Source organism: Methylobacter sp. (genome assembly GCF_004322395.1).
In the GTDB taxonomy this organism is placed as follows: Bacteria; Pseudomonadota; Gammaproteobacteria; order Methylococcales; family Methylomonadaceae; genus Methylobacter_A.
The window spans coordinates 17,354-34,583 of sequence record NZ_SCTW01000043.1; the positions used below are offsets into that span (position 1 = coordinate 17,354).

At 45.1% G+C, this 17,230-nt stretch carries 21 protein-coding genes; 12 read left to right on the forward strand and 9 right to left on the reverse strand.

From position 1 onward, the window contains the following. The first annotated feature begins 7 nt into the window (after positions 1–7). Positions 8–451, forward strand: coding sequence for a D-aminoacyl-tRNA deacylase (dtd, locus tag EPO18_RS05945; protein WP_292431906.1), 444 nt, complete (start codon positions 8–10; stop codon positions 449–451). Positions 452–629: 178 nt separating this feature from the next. Here dtd and EPO18_RS05950 read toward each other — a convergent pair whose 3' ends face one another. Continuing rightward, complete coding sequence (locus EPO18_RS05950) at positions 630–758, reverse strand: hypothetical protein (RefSeq protein ID WP_292431909.1); 129 nt, start codon at positions 756–758, stop codon at positions 630–632. 74 nt (positions 759–832) lie between these two features. Between EPO18_RS05950 and trhP the strand changes: the two genes are divergently transcribed. From trhP to EPO18_RS05975, 5 genes are all read left to right on the forward strand, one after another. Next, positions 833–2,173 carry a prephenate-dependent tRNA uridine(34) hydroxylase TrhP gene (gene trhP, locus EPO18_RS05955; protein ID WP_292431911.1) on the forward strand — a complete coding sequence of 447 codons (1,341 nt, stop codon included), beginning with the start codon at positions 833–835 and terminating at the stop codon, positions 2,171–2,173. Between the two features lie 100 nt (positions 2,174–2,273). Then, the gene (gene rraA, locus EPO18_RS05960; protein ID WP_292431914.1) at positions 2,274–2,759 is read left to right on the forward strand and encodes a ribonuclease E activity regulator RraA; all 486 of its coding nucleotides are present in this window, start codon (positions 2,274–2,276) and stop codon (positions 2,757–2,759) included. Positions 2,760–2,795: 36 nt separating this feature from the next. Further along, a complete protein-coding gene (ispH, locus tag EPO18_RS05965; RefSeq protein ID WP_292431917.1) occupies positions 2,796–3,743 on the forward strand; it encodes a 4-hydroxy-3-methylbut-2-enyl diphosphate reductase in 948 nt (315 codons plus the stop codon). Between the two features lie 231 nt (positions 3,744–3,974). After that, entirely contained in the window at positions 3,975–4,334 is a 360-nt protein-coding gene (locus tag EPO18_RS05970; RefSeq protein WP_292431919.1) for a rhodanese-like domain-containing protein, read from the forward strand. Beyond that, entirely contained in the window at positions 4,335–4,727 is a 393-nt protein-coding gene (locus tag EPO18_RS05975; RefSeq protein ID WP_292431921.1) for an RNA-binding S4 domain-containing protein, read from the forward strand. A 123-nt stretch (positions 4,728–4,850) separates the two neighbouring features. Here the strand turns inward: EPO18_RS05975 and EPO18_RS05980 are convergent, their stop codons facing one another. Genes EPO18_RS05980 through EPO18_RS05990 form a run of 3 tightly spaced genes read right to left on the reverse strand, consistent with a single transcriptional unit; the run spans position 4,851 to position 5,786 of the window. Further along, a complete protein-coding gene (locus tag EPO18_RS05980) occupies positions 4,851–5,183 on the reverse strand; it encodes a TusE/DsrC/DsvC family sulfur relay protein (protein ID WP_292431923.1) in 333 nt (110 codons plus the stop codon). Next, positions 5,174–5,464: a sulfurtransferase complex subunit TusB gene (gene tusB / locus EPO18_RS05985; RefSeq protein ID WP_292431926.1), complete on the reverse strand. Its 291-nt coding sequence runs from the start codon at positions 5,462–5,464 to the stop codon at positions 5,174–5,176. The genes EPO18_RS05980 and tusB overlap by 10 nt, the downstream gene beginning before the upstream one ends. Before the next feature lies 1 nt (position 5,465). Further along, the gene (locus EPO18_RS05990) at positions 5,466–5,786 is read right to left on the reverse strand and encodes a DMT family transporter (RefSeq protein WP_292431929.1); all 321 of its coding nucleotides are present in this window, start codon (positions 5,784–5,786) and stop codon (positions 5,466–5,468) included. 249 nt (positions 5,787–6,035) lie between these two features. On the opposite strand from EPO18_RS05990, the gene EPO18_RS05995 reads away from it, so the two are divergent. The 3 genes from EPO18_RS05995 (at position 6,036) to xseA (ending at position 9,101) form a co-directional block, all read left to right on the forward strand. Continuing rightward, positions 6,036–6,755: a flagellar brake protein gene (locus tag EPO18_RS05995; protein ID WP_292431932.1), complete on the forward strand. Its 720-nt coding sequence runs from the start codon at positions 6,036–6,038 to the stop codon at positions 6,753–6,755. A 207-nt stretch (positions 6,756–6,962) separates the two neighbouring features. Further along, positions 6,963–7,688, forward strand: coding sequence for a flagellar brake protein (locus EPO18_RS06000; RefSeq protein WP_292431934.1), 726 nt, complete (start codon positions 6,963–6,965; stop codon positions 7,686–7,688). Positions 7,689–7,736: 48 nt separating this feature from the next. Next, positions 7,737–9,101, forward strand: a complete 1,365-nt coding sequence (gene xseA / locus EPO18_RS06005; RefSeq protein WP_292431938.1) for an exodeoxyribonuclease VII large subunit — start codon at positions 7,737–7,739, stop codon at positions 9,099–9,101. Here xseA and thpR read toward each other — a convergent pair. From thpR to EPO18_RS06020, 3 genes are read right to left on the reverse strand one after another with little or no spacing between them, the layout of a single operon-like run. Further along, entirely contained in the window at positions 9,088–9,630 is a 543-nt protein-coding gene (gene thpR / locus EPO18_RS06010; RefSeq protein WP_292431941.1) for an RNA 2',3'-cyclic phosphodiesterase, read from the reverse strand. The two genes, xseA and thpR, sit on opposite strands and share 14 nt — an antisense overlap. A 17-nt stretch (positions 9,631–9,647) precedes the next feature. After that, positions 9,648–10,493, reverse strand: a complete 846-nt coding sequence (locus EPO18_RS06015; protein ID WP_292431944.1) for a sulfurtransferase — start codon at positions 10,491–10,493, stop codon at positions 9,648–9,650. A gap of 4 nt (positions 10,494–10,497) precedes the next feature. Beyond that, on the reverse strand, positions 10,498–11,481 hold the full coding sequence (locus EPO18_RS06020) for an NAD(P)H-quinone oxidoreductase (protein ID WP_292431946.1): 984 nt from the start codon (positions 11,479–11,481) through the stop codon (positions 10,498–10,500). Positions 11,482–11,566: 85 nt separating this feature from the next. On the opposite strand from EPO18_RS06020, the gene argC reads away from it, so the two are divergent. Together argC and erpA are read left to right on the forward strand one after the other, a co-directional pair. After that, on the forward strand, positions 11,567–12,598 hold the full coding sequence (gene argC, locus EPO18_RS06025) for an N-acetyl-gamma-glutamyl-phosphate reductase (protein ID WP_292431949.1): 1,032 nt from the start codon (positions 11,567–11,569) through the stop codon (positions 12,596–12,598). A gap of 64 nt (positions 12,599–12,662) precedes the next feature. Continuing rightward, entirely contained in the window at positions 12,663–12,995 is a 333-nt protein-coding gene (gene erpA, locus EPO18_RS06030) for an iron-sulfur cluster insertion protein ErpA (protein WP_292431952.1), read from the forward strand. A gap of 22 nt (positions 12,996–13,017) precedes the next feature. Here the strand turns inward: erpA and EPO18_RS06035 are convergent, their stop codons facing one another. Together EPO18_RS06035 and EPO18_RS06040 are read right to left on the reverse strand one after the other, a co-directional pair. Then, complete coding sequence (locus EPO18_RS06035; protein WP_292431955.1) at positions 13,018–14,154, reverse strand: anhydro-N-acetylmuramic acid kinase; 1,137 nt, start codon at positions 14,152–14,154, stop codon at positions 13,018–13,020. Between the two features lie 4 nt (positions 14,155–14,158). Further along, entirely contained in the window at positions 14,159–15,712 is a 1,554-nt protein-coding gene (locus EPO18_RS06040; RefSeq protein ID WP_292431958.1) for a peptidoglycan DD-metalloendopeptidase family protein, read from the reverse strand. A gap of 176 nt (positions 15,713–15,888) precedes the next feature. On the opposite strand from EPO18_RS06040, the gene tyrS reads away from it, so the two are divergent. Then, on the forward strand, positions 15,889–17,085 hold the full coding sequence (tyrS, locus tag EPO18_RS06045; protein WP_292431961.1) for a tyrosine--tRNA ligase: 1,197 nt from the start codon (positions 15,889–15,891) through the stop codon (positions 17,083–17,085). Positions 17,086–17,230: the final 145 nt, after the last annotated feature.

Genomic DNA, 17,230 nt, shown 5'->3' on the forward strand with positions numbered 1-17,230 from the left:
ATACTTTATGATCACCATTATCCAACGCGTAACTACCGCTAAAGTCACTGTCGATAACCGGGACATCGGAAAAATCGACACCGGCATTATGGCGCTGGTTGCTGTGGAAAAGGCGGACACCGAAAAAGATGCTCAACGTCTGCTGGAGCGTATTTTGAATTATCGGATTTTCGCCGATAGCGATGATCGTATGAATCTGAGTTTGAGGGATATTAACGGCGGTTTATTGCTGGTTCCGCAATTCACGCTAGCGGCGGATACCGAAAAAGGCAACCGGCCCAGTTTTACTTCAGCTGCATCGCCGGAAAAAGGCAAGGAACTGTTCGATTATTTGCAACAACTGGCGAAGCAAACTTACCACAATGTTGAATTCGGCCAGTTTGGTGCCGATATGCAGGTTGCGCTGGTCAATAACGGCCCGGTTACTTTTACCTTGAGGACGACTCGTTAGGTGATTTCCAATACGACCCAAAGAATCGTCCACGAAAGACACGAAAAGCACGAACAATCCTGTAACGCAATTTTTGACTGTTTTTTCGTGTCTTTCGTGCTTTTCGTGGACCTTTTTTCTGTGGATCAGATTTTGATGGGGTTTTCTTTCTCGGGAATCACCTTAACATCGACTCCTACTAATCATCTTCTTCATAAGGCTGCGCTTTCACATTATCAGGAATTTTCGGCATCTTGGCCGAGCGCAACAGAATTAGAGCGCTGCCCAAAACAAACAGCAGTGCGACTATAAACAGTATTATCCACATTCGAACCTCCCATTTTGGCTTGCATAGCGGGTTAAGATAGAATACTCCTACATAGATCATTTATATACTTCAACATGAAACAAGTCGAACTGCTTTCTCCTGCCGGAACTCTTAAAAACATGCGCTATGCTTTTGCATACGGCGCAGATGCCGTTTATGCAGGACTGCCGCGTTATAGCCTTCGGGTGCGCAATAATGATTTTTTGGCCGATAATCTGGCCAAGGGCATAGATGAGGCCCATCAGCTCGGCAAAAAGTTTTTTCTGGCGACTAATGTGATTCCGCATAACGCCAAGGTTAAAACCTTTATTAAAGATATTACCCCAATTATAGCGATGAAGCCGGACGCGTTGATTATGGCCGATCCGGGCTTGATTATGATGACTCGGGAAGCTTGGCCGGACATGCCGATACATCTGTCGGTGCAGGCCAATACCGTCAATTATGCATCGGTCAATTTCTGGAAAAGCATGGGTGTTGAGCGGGTCATTTTGTCTCGCGAACTGTCATTGGATGAGGTTGAAGAAATCCGCCAGCTTTGCCCAGATACGGAACTTGAAGTGTTTGTCCACGGCGCGTTATGCATTGCTTATTCCGGTCGCTGTTTGTTATCCGGCTATTTTAATCACCGCGATCCTAATCAGGGTACTTGCACTAATTCCTGTCGTTGGAAATACGACACATTGCCCGCGCATGAAAACGCAGAGGGCGATTACGTACTGGATGGCGCGGCGCTGTCGATGTCGGATATCAGCAACGCTAGTTGTGGCGGCGCAGAAAGACATCCGTTGGCGGACAAAATATATTTTCTGGAAGAAGAAGGCCGCAAAGGTGAGCTGTTGCCGGTCATGGAAGATGAAAACGGCACCTATATCATGAACTCGAAAGACTTAAGAGCTATCGAGCATGTGCAGCGCCTGGTCGAAATCGGTGTAGATAGCCTCAAAATCGAAGGCCGCACCAAGTCGCATTATTATGTAGCGCGTACTGCACAAACTTATCGCCAAGCGATTGACGATGCGTTGGCAGGCCGTGCATTCCAGCCTGAACTGATCGGCGTTTTGGAAAATCTTGCCAATCGGGGGTATACCGATGGTTTTTACCAGCGCCACCATACCCACGAACACCAAAACTATATGACCGGTTACTCCAAAAGCCATCAGCAGCAATTTTGCGGAGAAATCAGGAGCTATGATCAGTCAACCGGCCTTGCAACGATTGATGTGAAAAACAAATTTTCGGTTGGCGATAAACTGGAATTAATATTGCCGGAAGGCAATCAGGACATTATCGTCGAACGCATGGAAGGCATGTATGGACAAGACATGGAAGAAGCATCGGGCGGAGGCTATGAAGTAAAAATACCGCTGCCGGAAATATGCGGCGATAATGGCTTGCTGGCGCGATATACTTAAAAGATAGGCGAAAGGCACAAGGCTAAAGGCGAAAAAAGCTTGCCGCCTTTCGCCCTTTGCCTTTAGCCTTGTGCCTTTATATCCTTTTGAGACTTAAATCATGACTTTTACTACCGCCGACCTTTGCGATGCCCATTCAGCGGAAGATCACTTCCAGATTGCCGAACCGCTGCTCAAATCATACGGTGGCCACTCAAGCTTTTGCGGTCAAATCACGACAGTAAAAGTTTTTGAAGATAATGTTTTAGTCAGGACAGTGCTGGAAGAGAAGGTCGACAACAGGGTACTGGTTGTTGATGGTGGAGGCTCTCACCGTTGCGCTCTGCTGGGCGCTGATTTGGCAAGGCTTGCTATCGCCAATGGCTGGCAGGGCATTGTTATTCATGGCTGCATTCGAGACTCAGAAATCATCAATCAACTTCCCATAGGAATACGCGCATTACATACGCATCCGTTAAAAAGCCATAAAAAAGACCATGGCGACCGCGACTTATTAGTCACTTTTGCCGGTGTCAATTTCAAACAAAATCATTTTTTATACGCTGATGCCGATGGAATTATCGTCTCAGAAACAATGTTGAGTTAGAATAACTCCAAATTAACCTAGTAAAGAACTCAAGATATGCAAATTGTACTCGCTAACCCCCGTGGATTCTGTGCCGGCGTAGACCGGGCTATTGAAATTGTCGATCAGGCCATTCAGGCTTTCGGCGCCCCCATTTATGTTCGCCATGAAGTTGTTCATAATCGTACGGTTGTTGACGGACTTAAAGAGAAAGGTGCTATCTTCATTGAAGACTTAACCGACGTGCCGGTTGGTTCTTATCTGATTTTTAGTGCTCACGGCGTTTCCAAACAAGTGCAGCAGGAAGCTAAAGAACGTAATTTAACTGTTTTTGACGCTACTTGCCCGCTGGTTACCAAGGTTCATTTGCAGGTTGCCAAACATGCGAAAGAGGACCGTGAGGTTATCCTGATCGGCCATGCCGGACACCCTGAAGTTGAAGGGACAATGGGACAATATGAACGCTGTACGGACAATGGCGGTATTTATCTGGTAGAAACTCCGGAGGACGTTAAAAATCTGGTGGTAAAAAATCCCGATAATTTGGCTTATGTGACTCAAACTACTTTGTCGATAACCGATACCAAGATTATGGTGGATGCCTTAAGAGCGCGCTTTAAAGCGATACAAGAGCAGAAAAAAGACGACATTTGCTACGCCACGCAAAATCGTCAGGACGCAGTTCATGGACTGGCCAAAACGGCTGATATTATCCTCGTAGTCGGATCGCCCAACAGCTCCAATTCCAACCGTTTGCGCGAAATTGCAGAACAACTCGGTAAACAAGCTTACCTAATTGATACCGCAAAAGATATGCAACAAAATTGGTTTGACGGTATTGAGGTGGTTGGCGTTACCGCCGGAGCCTCCGCGCCGGAAGTGTTGGTTCAGGAGGTTATCAATCAGTTAAAACAATGGGGTGGACAATCGACTATTGAGATTCAAGGCATAGAAGAAAAAGTGGTGTTTTCTTTGCCCAGAGAATTAAAAAAACACATCAACTAACATTCCTCGCTACGGGACGGTCGTTCAACCGATTGATCGCCCCGGCCTTTTTTCATCGCAGAGTCAACCTTGAGCTCGGATTAATATAGAGCAAAAACCGTCGTTTTTATCTAAAATAGTTGGTGTTGTAAAAGCAACCTTAACGCCAATAATGACAGGCCAAAAATAAATGCTATAAAAAACGGCTCCTTATTATTGTTAACATTATTTTTATTTTTCCTAAAGATGATTATGACTCTTACCGCAATGGATCTTGTCGCTCAAGCCAAACAAAATATTGTTGAAATTGATATTGATGCCGCAAAAAATACCTTGGAGACAAGCCTAATCCTGGACGTCAGGGAACTTTCTGAATATGCCTCAGGCCACTTACCTGGCGCGTTCAACATACCTCGTGGGGTATTGGAATTCAAGATCGGCTCACATCCTGACTTTCAGGATAAACAAGATGCCCATATCATTGTTTATTGCCAATCCGGCGGCCGTTCCGCATTGGCAACCGAAGTATTGAACAAGATGGGATTCAATAACACCGTCAGTATGGCAGGCGGATTTAAGGCATGGACTGACAGCGGTAATGAAGTAGTCTGAATGCCTGAACTGGACGCTATTCGCTTGGATAAATGGTTATGGACTGCGCGTTTTTTTAAAACGCGCAAATTGGCCGCTGAAGCTATTTCCGGTGGGAAGGTTCATGTCAATGACCAGCGCGTCAAGCCTGGAAAAGAAGTCAAAATCGGCGCTATGCTCTCCATCAGTAAAGATAATTATCGCTGGGACATCACCATTACCGGCATTAATAGCCAACGGCGTTCAGCTAAAGAAGCTGTTTTGCTCTATCAGGAAACCGCCGAGAGTCTTACCAAGCGCGAGCAGCAAATCATACAAAACCGTGAGCAGCGGGAGTTATTCGATTTTAGCGGCAAAGATCATAAACCGAACAAAAAAGAACGGCGTCTGATTCACCGATTTAAACAAGGGTAGGGTTGCACAATCATCTTAAAGCAATCACCACGAAGGACACGAAGTTTTATTTCTTCGTGTCTTCGTGGTGAATTAATTAGTCTATTTGGGTTTTCTGCTTAAGTTGATGCGTATGGGGAGTTGCTACAAACAGGTGGGCGGCTTAGGCAAACCGGCCAACTTGCAGGCATATTTTAAGGGGCCGTCGGGAAACAAATTATGCAAATAACGACTGTTGCCTTTTGCTTCGCCCAATTCTTTCGCAATCGCTTTAGTAAAAACCCGCGTATTAGGCAGATGTTTGTAGTGCTGATAATAACGCCGAATAAACAAAATAATTTCCCAATGCTCATCGCTCAGCTTGATGTGGTTTAAATCGGCCAGCCGTTTTGCTACATCTTCATTCCAGTCTGCCTGATTTATCAAAAAACCCTGTTCGGTTGTTTTTAGCCGCGACTCCTGATTTGTCACGTCCATGATTGAATAACCGGGTTATTGACTGTCAATTCAACCAGTTCAGCGTAATCTATCACCTCGATCCCTTTAACTAGCTCATTAGGTACGATTCCGCGCACGGCAATATCATATGACAACACACAAAAGCGAGTGTCGCCGATTTGTTGGGCCAGCGTATTGCTTATGCTGCCATTTTGTAAGATTCGCAGAACTGCGTTTTCAAGAAATATCACCACATCGCCGGAGTCAATGCGCTCTAAAATGGCGGTTTCAATAGGTGACTGAAAAATAAGGTGCAGCACGTTAAGTGCTGTCCGTTAATTTAAGACCGATAATTCCAACAACTACCAGCGTAATTGACAGCAGACGATACCAGTCGGCAGATTCTTTAAATAAGATGATCCCCAACACAGCCACGCCAACTGCGCCCATGCCCGTCCAAACGGCATAAGCCGTCCCTAGCGGCAAAGTTTTAATTGCCAAAATTAACAAATAAAAACTACAACCGCCGGACACCATTGTTATGATGCTTGGCCACAGCTTAGTGAAGCCTTGATTATATTTAAGACTTAAAGCGAATACGATTTCTGCAAACCCTGCAGAAAACAACAGAAACCACGCCACGAACACTCCTTTCTTTGTACTTGAATACCAAATATTCTACAATACAACAAGCTGACAGTATGTGAAAAATGTTTTGGATGAACCCAATCCGGGTATCCACAACAAATCAGGGGATAGGCTACAATTCACTCCTGATAGCCCTGTCTTGAACAAACTATTCCTTATTATTGCAGACTTTGCGTAAGGAGTGAGTTTTATGTTACACGTTTGCTTTGCGTTTAATGCAAAATAATTAATTAATACATATTAATGAGCAACATATCTTCTTTTTCAATCCAAAATCCAAAGCAAATAATCAGTCATTTATCATTACTGTTTAAAAATAAAAGTTTACTTAGTGCTCGTTTTGGAATAGATAATGAATTTTATATCACTACATTGCTCGATATTGATGAAAAAAATAATACAGTGGTCTTAGATTACGGGCCTAAGGAAGATTTAAATCAACGTTTGCTGAACTCCGACAAGATCACACTCGATACTGAATATAACGGTATTAAAGTTTCTTTTACCGGTGCCGCGCTGAAAAAAATCCTCCATAATGGGGAGCCGGCATTCAGTATGCCTATCCCTAAATTGCTTTATTGGATGCAGCGTAGAGAGTACTACAGGGTAAAATCACCTCTTTCAAAACCCTGTTATTGCCAATTGGTTCTAAAAGACAAAGAACCCATTAACCTTAAGCTATATGATATCAGTCTTACAGGTTTTGCAATGCTGAATATTTCCAAGGAAGTTTCTGATATGTTGATTCCCGGTACAATATTTGAAAAATGTAAACTTATACTTTCAGGAGCAGGTGAGGGCATGATTTCTTTTGAGATATGCGCCAAGTATGTAATTAATCCTGATAAATTAGAAAAAATTCAGAAAATAGGTTGTAAATTCATCAAACTAACTTTTCCAGTTGAAGAGACTATTCAGCGATATATGCAGCAGGTTCAACGGGAAGACTTACAGAAAGAGTGATTTATTTACATCAACGAGCAACGAAACCAATATACGATTGCATAGAAGATATTTATCCCTGACTCGTCAGCCGGTCCTATAGACAAGGCAGAGGCCGTATAACGGTTATGCTAAAGAGTGGAAATTTAGTTTTGTACAGATCAAAATGCTACTTATGACTGTCATTATGTTGTTCGGTAATTAGCAAAAAACAGATGGCCACTATTAATGAGCGAAGCCTCCTCTTATTCTGTCTACGATTCAAGGCAAATAATTCACAATTTGTCTATATTGATTAAGAATAAATGCTTACTCAGTGTTCGTTTTGGCGAAGGTAAAGCGTTTTTTCTTACTGCAATACTTGAGATTGACGAAGTAAATAATGTCATAATTTTTGATTACGGGCCCAAAGAACTTTTAAATCAACAGTTTCTTAATGCCACCCGAATCACTTTCGAAGCAAATTTTTCCGGCATTAAATCTTCTTTTAAAGGAAGAATGCCGCAACAAATTCTTTATAACGGGGAGCCGGCGTTTACCATACCAATTCCCGAGTCAATTTTTTGGGTGCAGCGTAGAGAATTCTTTCGGATCACATCGCCGGAATCAAAATCCAGTTATTGCCAGTTGACGCTGGAGAATCAGGAGCCGGTCAATTTAGTATTACACGACATTAGCCTTACGGGTTTTTCCGTGCTCAATACTTCAACTGAAATATCCAACTTATTGGTTCCCGGTGCGCAATTTGAGCAGTGCAGGCTTGTACTTTCAGGTGCAGGTGAAGATATAATTTCTTTTAAGGTCCGCTCTAAGCGCATAATTAATCTGGATAAAATCGACGCACTTAAAATTCAAAAAATAGGCTGTTCATTTATCCGGATAACCTCTGTATTTGAATCAACTGTCATGCGCTATGTAAATCAGTTGCAACGGGAAAGCATACAAAAAAAGTGAACGGGATTAAGTTTCTTAGCATATCGCACACTAAACTCGCATAAAGCAATGACTATAGCTTCCACATCAGCATCTATGCGGCGCAACATACTCACGGTTACCCAGCTTAACCGCGAAACCAGCCAATTGCTTGCCGAACATTTTGTGTCGGTACTGGTTGAAGGTGAACTGTCCAATTTAAGCACCCCTAGCTCTGGGCATATTTATTTTACGCTGAAGGACGCCAACGCTCAGGTGCGTTGTGCAATGTTTCGCACTCAGCAACGCCGGCTGGCGTTTAAACCCGAAAACGGCAAGCAGGTCATTGTCAAAGCGCAAGTCAGCTTGTACGAACCCAGAGGCGATTACCAGCTCATAGTCGAGCATATTGAAGAAGCCGGCGACGGAATTTTACGCCGGGCGTTTGATGCGTTAAAGCTAAAACTGTCTGAACAAGGATTGTTCGATGTCGTGCACAAGCAAAGCCTGCCTACGCTGCCAGCAGCCATTGGCGTTATTACCTCGCCATCAGGCGCGGCCATCAGAGATATACTGACCGTTTTACAAAGACGTTTCGCAGCGATACCGGTGATCATTTACCCGGTTGCGGTACAAGGCGAAAACGCCAAATATGAAATTGCAAAGGCGATAGCCACAGCCAATCGATATAAGCAATGCGACGTCATTATTCTCGGACGGGGCGGAGGTTCGCTGGAAGATCTCTGGGCATTCAACGAAGAGCTGGTCGCCAGGGCTATTTATGACAGCGAAATTCCGATTATTTCAGCTGTAGGGCACGAAACCGATTTTACCATTGCCGATTTTGTTGCCGACCTGCGTGCCGCAACGCCCTCGGCAGCAGCAGAACACGCCAGCCCCGATCAACAGCAATGGCTGTCCCGATTCATACATCTAGAATTGCGGCTGCACCAGCAACTGCAACGTAAACTGAACCAAAAGCAGCAAACTCTGGACTGGCTTAGTCAGCGGCTACAACAGCAACATCCCGGCCAAAAACTGGCAAGAAATGGAAAGCGCATGGCTGAACTTGAGTCTAGGCTTAACCAAGCGATACGGACAAGACTTCGCCATATGACCGGCATAGTCGAGGCAAAAACAGCTCAGTTATGGCAACATAATCCCGCTATAACCATCAACAGTCATAAACAACGGCAAGAGTATTTGAGCCAGCGCCTGACTGTCGCGACCGTGCATAAGTTGGAACAGTTAAAGCAGCGATTATGTAATTCCAGTCAGACCTTGCATGCGGTTAGTCCTTTGGCAACATTAAATCGGGGTTACGCGATGGTTATAAATCCTTCTACAAAGGAAATTGTCCGTTCAATCGAACAAATCAATGTCGGCGATATAATTCAAACCCGTCTTGCGCATGGCCGGTTCACTAGCCAAGTCAAAAATATTAACCGGGATTAGCGATTGGTTTAATCAAAGGCCACTGCTGTATCACCTTGTAACAAACCCCATCCGGTTCGCTACAGGATTCGACAAGGCAAAACGAATCGGCGCGCCAGATAATCGGTTCAATCTTCACGTCCGGCAAATATCTAGCATGACGAGCCAGAGTAATATGCGGAGTATAAGGGCGGGTGTCGGTTTGCAAGCCGCAGTTTGCGGCCGCAGTCTCCAGTCCGGCTACCAACATTGACGCCGCTTCCGGCACTGGTTGCTGACAGGTCAAGCATAAAATTTTTGGTTTACTCCAATAACTTAAACTGTCAAAGGTCAACTCAAAAAGCTGGGCAGTAATGCCGTCGATGGACTGCTTAATTGATAATTCAACATTTTTGTTAACCTGTCCTAAAAACACTAATGTTACATGGAGATTGTACGGCTGTATCCATTTGAATCCTTTAGCCGTGATGGACTGACTCAAACGAGCCAGCACTTGCCGGGTTTGATCGTCGGGCCATAAGGCAAAAAATAATCTTGAAGTACCTGACATGGGGAGTAAACAATAAATCAGTCTTTCGCAACGGCCCTGTTTTTATTCCTGATCCACTCGCTCCACGATCCCGCATAAAGTTTGGACCCCGTTAATCCTGCGTGTTCCATTGCCAATAAGTTATGGCAGGCGGTGACGCCGGAGCCGCAATAATGAACGACTCGGTCGGGGGCGGTAGTGCCGATAAGTTGTTTAAATTGTTCGCGCAATTTCTCCGCTGATAAGAATAAGCCGTTGCTGTTCAGGTTTAATTGAAAAGCCCGGTTTAATGCGTAGGGAATATGGCCTGCAACCGGGTCTATAGGTTCTTGTTCGCCGCGATAGCGTTCGGGGGCTCTGGCATCAACCAAGCAAATGGATTTTTGGGCCAAGTTATTTTGCACCTGCAAGGCATTAATCCATGCCGCTTCGTTTAAATAAGGTCTGAACGTGGCAGGTTTAACGGTGGGCAAGGTTGTGGTGATCGGCAGCCCTTGTTTTTGCCATTGCTTGATACCGCCATCCAATACCGCAACTTTGTCATGGCCCATACAGCGCAATAGCCACCAGAGACGTCCAGCAAAAGCACCGCCTGCATCGTCATAAGCAACAACTTGACTGGTATTGGTTATGCCCCAGTCGCCGAGCTTTTTTGCCAATAAAGCGAAGTTCGGCAAAGGGTGGCGTCCGGTAAAATCGGTGATGGCTGAGGACAGATCTTTGTCCAGATGGGCATAGCGGGCGTTGGGGATATGTCCGTGCCGATAGGCTTTGGCGCCGGCTTCGGTATCCGCTAATGAAAAGCGGCAGTCAACGATGATCCAGTTGGAGTTGTTAAGTTGTTGATTGAGTGTGTCTGTGGAAACGAGTGTGTTGTAAGTCATATTGCTATACCGTTAAGATGATTTTGCCGATGTGTTGGCTGCTTTCCATGAGTTGATGGGCTTTTGCGGTGTCGCTGAGTGCAAAAGTTGAATGTATAACCGGTTTGATTTTTCCTGATGATAAAAACGGCCAAACTTTTTCCAGCAAGCTGGCTGCGATTGTGGCTTTAAATGCATCGTTTCTGGCCCGCAAGGTCGAGCCGCTGATGGTGAGCCTTTTAAGCATGACAGACCATAAGTTTATTTCAGCTTTCGGGCCGTTTTGAATGGCGATTTGCACCAATCGGGCATCGTCAGCCATGCATTTTAGATTGCGCGGAAAATAATCGCCGCCGATCATATCCAGAATAACATCGACGCCTTTGTTGTCGGTAAGCTGTTTGATTTCTTCGACAAAGTCCTGTTCCCTGTAGTTGATCGCGGCATCGGCGCCCAGTTTCAGGCAAAACTCGCATTTGGCTGCTGAGCCTGTGGTGGCTATGACCTTGGCGTTGAAGGCTTTGGCTAACTGTATGGCTGTCGTGCCTATGCCGCTTGTTCCCCCATGCACCAGCAGCGTTTCGCCCGATTGCAACCGTGCGCGGTCGAAAACATTGCTCCAGACGGTGAAAAAAGTTTCCGGTAATGCGGCGGCTTGGTCAAAAGACAGGCCTTTTGGTATGGGCAGGCATAACGCCGCCGAGGCTAGGCAATATTCGGCATAACCGCCGCCGGTCACCAGTGCGCAAACTCCGTCACCTATATTTAAGTAATCGATGTTGTCGCCCAACGCAACGATGGTTCCGGCAACTTCCAGGCCCGGAATATCGGATGCGCCGGGCGGGGGCGGATACAGGCCTTTACGCTGCATTACATCGGGTCGATTGACGCCGGCGGCAATCACTTTAATCAAAACTTGGTTGGGTGAGGGAGTTGGTATGGTGCGCTGAGCCGGTTTTAAAATACCGTTGTCAATTTCAATGGCAATCATCTGATCGGGAAGCGGCATAGTTACAACATCGTCAATAAGCTGGGTTGCGGTTATTATATGCCCCAGTTATTTTCATAAACAATGTGTGAGCAGGATAAAACAGATGATTCGTGCAGGTATTGTGGGCGGAACCGGATATACCGGTGTTGAGCTATTGCGGATTTTAGCGTTGCATGCGGATGTTGAGGTGACGGTCGTCACTTCGCGCGCCGATGCGGGAGTTAGGGCGGATGCGCTTTATCCCAGCTTGCGCGGTTCTATCGATGTTGTGTTTAGTTTGCCTGAAGTTGAACCCCTGGCCGAGTGCGACGTGGTGTTTTTCGCGACGCCGAACGGTACGGCGATGTTGATGGCGGAGCAGTTGCTGGCGCGCGCCGTAAAAGTGATAGACCTGTCCGCAGATTTCAGGTTGAAAGACGCAAAGGAATGGAGCAAATGGTATGGCATGGAGCACACCTGTCCCGATTTAATCGCCGAAGCGGTTTATGGTTTGCCGGAAGTGAATCGCGAGGCAATTAAACAGAGTAATTTAATCGCCTGTCCAGGTTGCTATCCAACGGCTGTTCAGCTGGGTTTTTTACCGTTGCTTGAAAACGATTTGGTCGATGCCAAGCATTTAATTGCTGATGTTAAGTCTGGCGTCAGCGGGGCAGGGCGTAAAGCGGAGTTGGCGACATTAATGAGCGAAACCGGCGAGAGTTTTAAGGCTTATGCTGTCGGCGGTCATCGGCATTTGCCGGAAATTACCCAAGGGCTTGAATTGGTAGCCGGCAAATCGGTCGGTTTGACCTTTGTACCGCATTTGACGCCGATGATTCGCGGGATACACGCTACTTTATATGGTCAGGCCGATGGAAGCTTGGACGATGTGCAGGCTTTGTACGAAAAAAGATATGCTGATGAGGTGTTTGTAGATGTATTGCCGCAAGGCTCACATCCCGATACAAGAAATGTCCGGGGTAGTAATAATTGCCAGATTTCGATTCATCAACCGCAAGGCGGTCAAACTATCGTGGTGCTATCGGTGATCGATAACCTGGTTAAGGGCGCGGCGGGCCAAGCAGTGCAAAATATGAATCTGATGTTTGGCTTAAAGGAAGACTCCGGATTAAAGATAATTGCGCTTTATCCATAATTGTTGACTAAAAAGCTAGGTATTGCCATAATTTATTTAATTCCATTTTTATAGTGCTAAATATATGTCTAATCCGATAATTTTTACTGATAGCGCCGCTTCTAAAGTGGGTGAATTAATCGCTGAGGAAGGCAATGATAATCTGAAGTTGAGAGTTTATGTCTCAGGCGGCGGTTGTTCAGGCTTTCAATACGGCTTCACTTTTGATGAAGAAGTCAATGAAGATGATACTTGCGTTGAAAACGGCGGTGTTACGGTATTGATCGATGCGATGAGCATTCAGTATTTAACCGGCGCTGAAATCGATTATAAGGAAGATTTGTCCGGTGCTCAGTTTGTTATTCGCAATCCTAACGCGACTACGACTTGCGGTTGCGGATCGTCTTTTTCAGCGTAGTTGGTTTATTGTTTCTCTCCTCCTATTCGGGCGACATGATGTCGCCCTTTTTGTTTCCAGGATAAATCCCTCCGAGAATCACAGAGTTAATTGCCCCTGTCACTTCTTTAAGATTGCCGGGCAGATTGTTTAGCGTTTGTCTGGCCAACCATGCAAAAGCCATGGCTTCAACATGATCGGGATGGAGCCCGTACAGTTCCGTTGACTCAACAGGGCATTCAAGCTGCTGTTGGATAAGTTCCAGTAGGTAAGCATTATGAATACCTCCTCCACAAATCAATACGCGTTCAGTATTCGGCGCGTATTGTTTAATTGCATCGCAAATCGTTATAGCCGTTAAAAAACACAAGCTGGCTTGTACGTCTTCGGCATTGTAGCTGAATGCGTCAAAGTATTGGTAAATCCACGGAAGCGAAAAGTATTCTTTACCGGTGCTTTTAGGCGGCGGGGCTTTGAAGTAAAGGTCTTGTTTTAAAAGTTCCACCAAGCTATGGTCGATTTTTCCGGTTTTGGCCCACGCTCCATTTTTATCATACGGCAGATTTCGTTGTAGCTTGATCCATAGATCCATCAGGGTGTTGCCGGGTCCGGTATCAAAACCGATAACTTCTGTGGACTGATGTTTAGGCAAGACGGTAATATTGGCTATCCCGCCGATATTTACGATACAGCGGTGTTCGTCCGGATTTTGGAATACGGCTTGATGAAAAGCCGGAACCAGCGGCGCGCCTTGACCTTTAGCCGCAATATCCCTGCGTCTGAAATCAGCCACGGTGGTAATGCCGGTAAGTTCGGCAATAACGTTGGGATCGCCAATTTGCAGGGAAAAAGGGAATCTAATTTCGGGCGCGTGGTAGACGGTTAGTCCGTGACTGCCGATGGCTTTGATTGATGAAGCTGGCATATCGGTTTTGGCAAGCAAGGTATTAACAACATCTGCGAATAAGTGGCCAAGGCGGGCATCCATAGCGCCGTATTCTTTGAGTGAAATGAGTGCGTCAGGCTTGCTGAGTCGTTGGATAGCATTTTGAATGTCGGCGGATAACGGCCGATATTCAAAATCGACAAGCTGGACTTTGTTGTCTTTAAAATTAACAAGAGCTGCGTCAATGCCATCCAGGCTGGTTCCGGACATTAGTCCAATATAAAGCTCAGGCATTGTTTTAATCAACGTAATGAGTCGGTTGCGTCGATGAAGGAGGTAGAGCTATGCCGGGAGCGATTGCCGAGGGGGTTTTGGCAAATAGGCTTTTGGCTTTGGCCTGGTTAAGTTGAGCAAAGAATGTTTGGGTTTGAGCTTTAAAATCGGCTAAAAGCCCGCTACTGATAGGCATTGAGTGCGGTATTTTAACTGTTTCCGGGTCTCGATACATTCCATCGACATGAAACTCATAATGCAAGTGAGGACCGGTAGCCAAGCCGGTTTGGCCGACATAGCCGATAACATCGCCTTGCTTGACATGATTGCCGACCGTTAAGCCTTTTTTAAAGCCGGACATATGTGCATAAAGCGTTTCATAGTGATCGTTATGTTGAATAATGACGACTTGCCCATAAGCGCCATTGCGGCCGCAGAAAGTAACTGTTCCGTCTCCGGTTGTTTTTACAGGTGTCCCGGTTCTTGCCGCATAATCAATACCTTTATGCGCACGAATCCTGTTCAGTATCGGGTGTTTGCGGTGCGTGTCAAAAGGGGAGCTTATCTTTATAAAGTCAACCGGCGCACTTAAAAAAGCTCTTTGCATGGATTGTCCGTCAGGCGTGTAATAGCTGGTAATGCCGGACTCATCTATATACCGGACTGCTGTATGCGACACTCCCTGGTTAACAAACTCGGCGGCAATAATTTCGTCGGTATCTGTTTCTTTGCCGTTAACTATTTTTTTTCCATAAACCACCGTGAATTGGTCGCCAGGACGCAAATTGGTCGCAAAATCAATATCCCATGCAAAAACCTCGGTAAGTTGCAAAATAAGCTCTTTCGATAGGTCGGCTTCAAGTCCATCCAGAAATAGAGAGGTTTCTATCGATACATGCGCTGTGTTGATTTTTGCAGGCTGTAGGTGATCGATTGAAACTGGGTGGAATTGTTGGTCATCATTTGCATCAGTTATTGGATTAGATTCGGTGTTATCCAAATCCAAACTAGTCAGCGTGTTTCTTTCCGGCTTTCTATGATTAATAAATTTTACTGGCGTAGATTCGATCGACTTGGAAGAAATAATAGTATGTTTTCTAGTGGACGAATCATCAACAGCGGCAACAGTGTTTTTTTTATGGCTCGATTTGGATGAGACAATAGAAGGCTTGTTGTTTTTTAATTTGGCCGAAAGATTGGCTTGTTTTTTTTCAGCAAGCTTGGTGGCAGCAGCAGATTGTTTGTTGTTTTTAAGCTTGGTAGAAACGATAGATTGATTTTTAGCAGTAGATTTGGACTGTACAACAGTTTTTTTTGCGGTAATAAGCTTGACTGTAGCAATAGTGTTTTTTTTGCTAGCGGGTTTTGATGAAACAGGTGCGCTTTTATTGTTCGACTTAGTTTTAACCGCAACAGCAGTTTTTTTGTCAACAGGTTTTGTGTGTTTTGAATGAGAGGTAGCGGCAGAAATAGTCTTGGTTGTTGCGTGTTTGCTTGCTGGCTTTGTCTGTGTGTGTCCGTTTATTGAAAAAGCTATGCTAATTCCAAAGAGCAAAGAGGTATAGATTCTATTTTTCACTAGGCTACGCTAAGTAATTGAAAGTTAGATAAATCAAAAAAGACTCGATAGATTTACAGTCTCATTCTAAGTGTTTTTACGTATATTTGCTAATTTTAGGCTGCATAAAAGTTTTATTCAACGAGGCCGGTTATTAATTCTATAATGGACGATTTGTAAATATCTGGAGAAAGAAATTGCAAGAGGACGTATTGGCGCACCTTCTTAGAGGGGCTGATGAGGTTTTAGTTAAGCAGGAATTAATTAAAAAGCTGGAAGAGGGGCGGCCTCTTCGGATTAAGGCGGGCTTTGACCCGACTGCTCCTGATTTGCATTTGGGGCATACGGTGTTGATCAATAAGCTAAAGCAATTTCAGGATTTAGGGCACGAGGTGCTATTTCTGATTGGTGATTTTACCGGGATGATAGGTGATCCAACAGGCAAAAATGTAACCCGTAAGCCGTTGACTCGAGATGAGGTTATTGATAATGCAAGAACCTATGAGGAGCAGATATTTAAAATCTTGGATCCGACTAAAACCCTGGTGATGTTTAATTCAAGCTGGATGAATGCAATGTCATCGGCTGATCTAATCCAGTTGGCGGCAAAGCACACCGTCGCCAGAATGTTAGAGCGAGACGATTTTAGTAAGCGCTTCAAGGGAGGGCTGCCTATTGCGATACATGAATTCTTATATCCTTTAATTCAGGGCTATGATTCGGTGGCGATGAAGGCCGATGTGGAATTGGGTGGGACAGATCAAAAGTTTAACTTGCTGGTTGGGCGGCAACTGCAAGAGGCTTTCGGACAAAAGCCTCAAGTTGTGATGACGATGCCGATTTTGGAAGGGTTGGACGGTGTGCAAAAAATGTCCAAGTCGCTCAATAATTATGTCGGTATAGCCGATTCTGCGGATGGCATGTTCGGTAAATTAATGTCCATATCTGATGAGTTGATGTGGCGTTATTTTGAATTGTTGAGCTTTCGTCCTATGTCCGAAATAAAATTATGGATGGAGGAATGCAAGCGAGGGGCAAATCCGAGAAACTATAAAGTAAAATTGGCTCAGGAAATTATAGAAAGATTTCACGATGCTTCTGCTGCTGTGAAGGCATTGGAAAATTTTGAAGCCAGATTTCAGCGCGGTGCAATGCCTAATGAAATGGATGAGTTGGAATTAAAGATTGAGGGTTCAAGTTGCGGTATAGCGAATATATTGAAAGATAGCGGATTAACGGAGAGTACATCCGAGGCTAATCGCATGATAAAGCAGGGTGCGGTAAAGATCGATGGGGAGAAGATTTCGGATCAAAAACTGGAGATTTCGGTTGGGACTAATCATATTTATCAAGTAGGAAAAAGAAAGTTTGCGCGAGTGAGAATAACTTTTTGACGCAGGCAGAGAAGGCTGTAGAATTCGCGGTTCTTTCGGGGCAGTGTCCTCGGAAGAGCAGGAAGTAAGCTTTTGGTAGGGAAATAAAGTTGGCAAGGATGTTGACAAGTTGGCTAAGCGGGTTATAATAGCCGGCTTCTTCGGG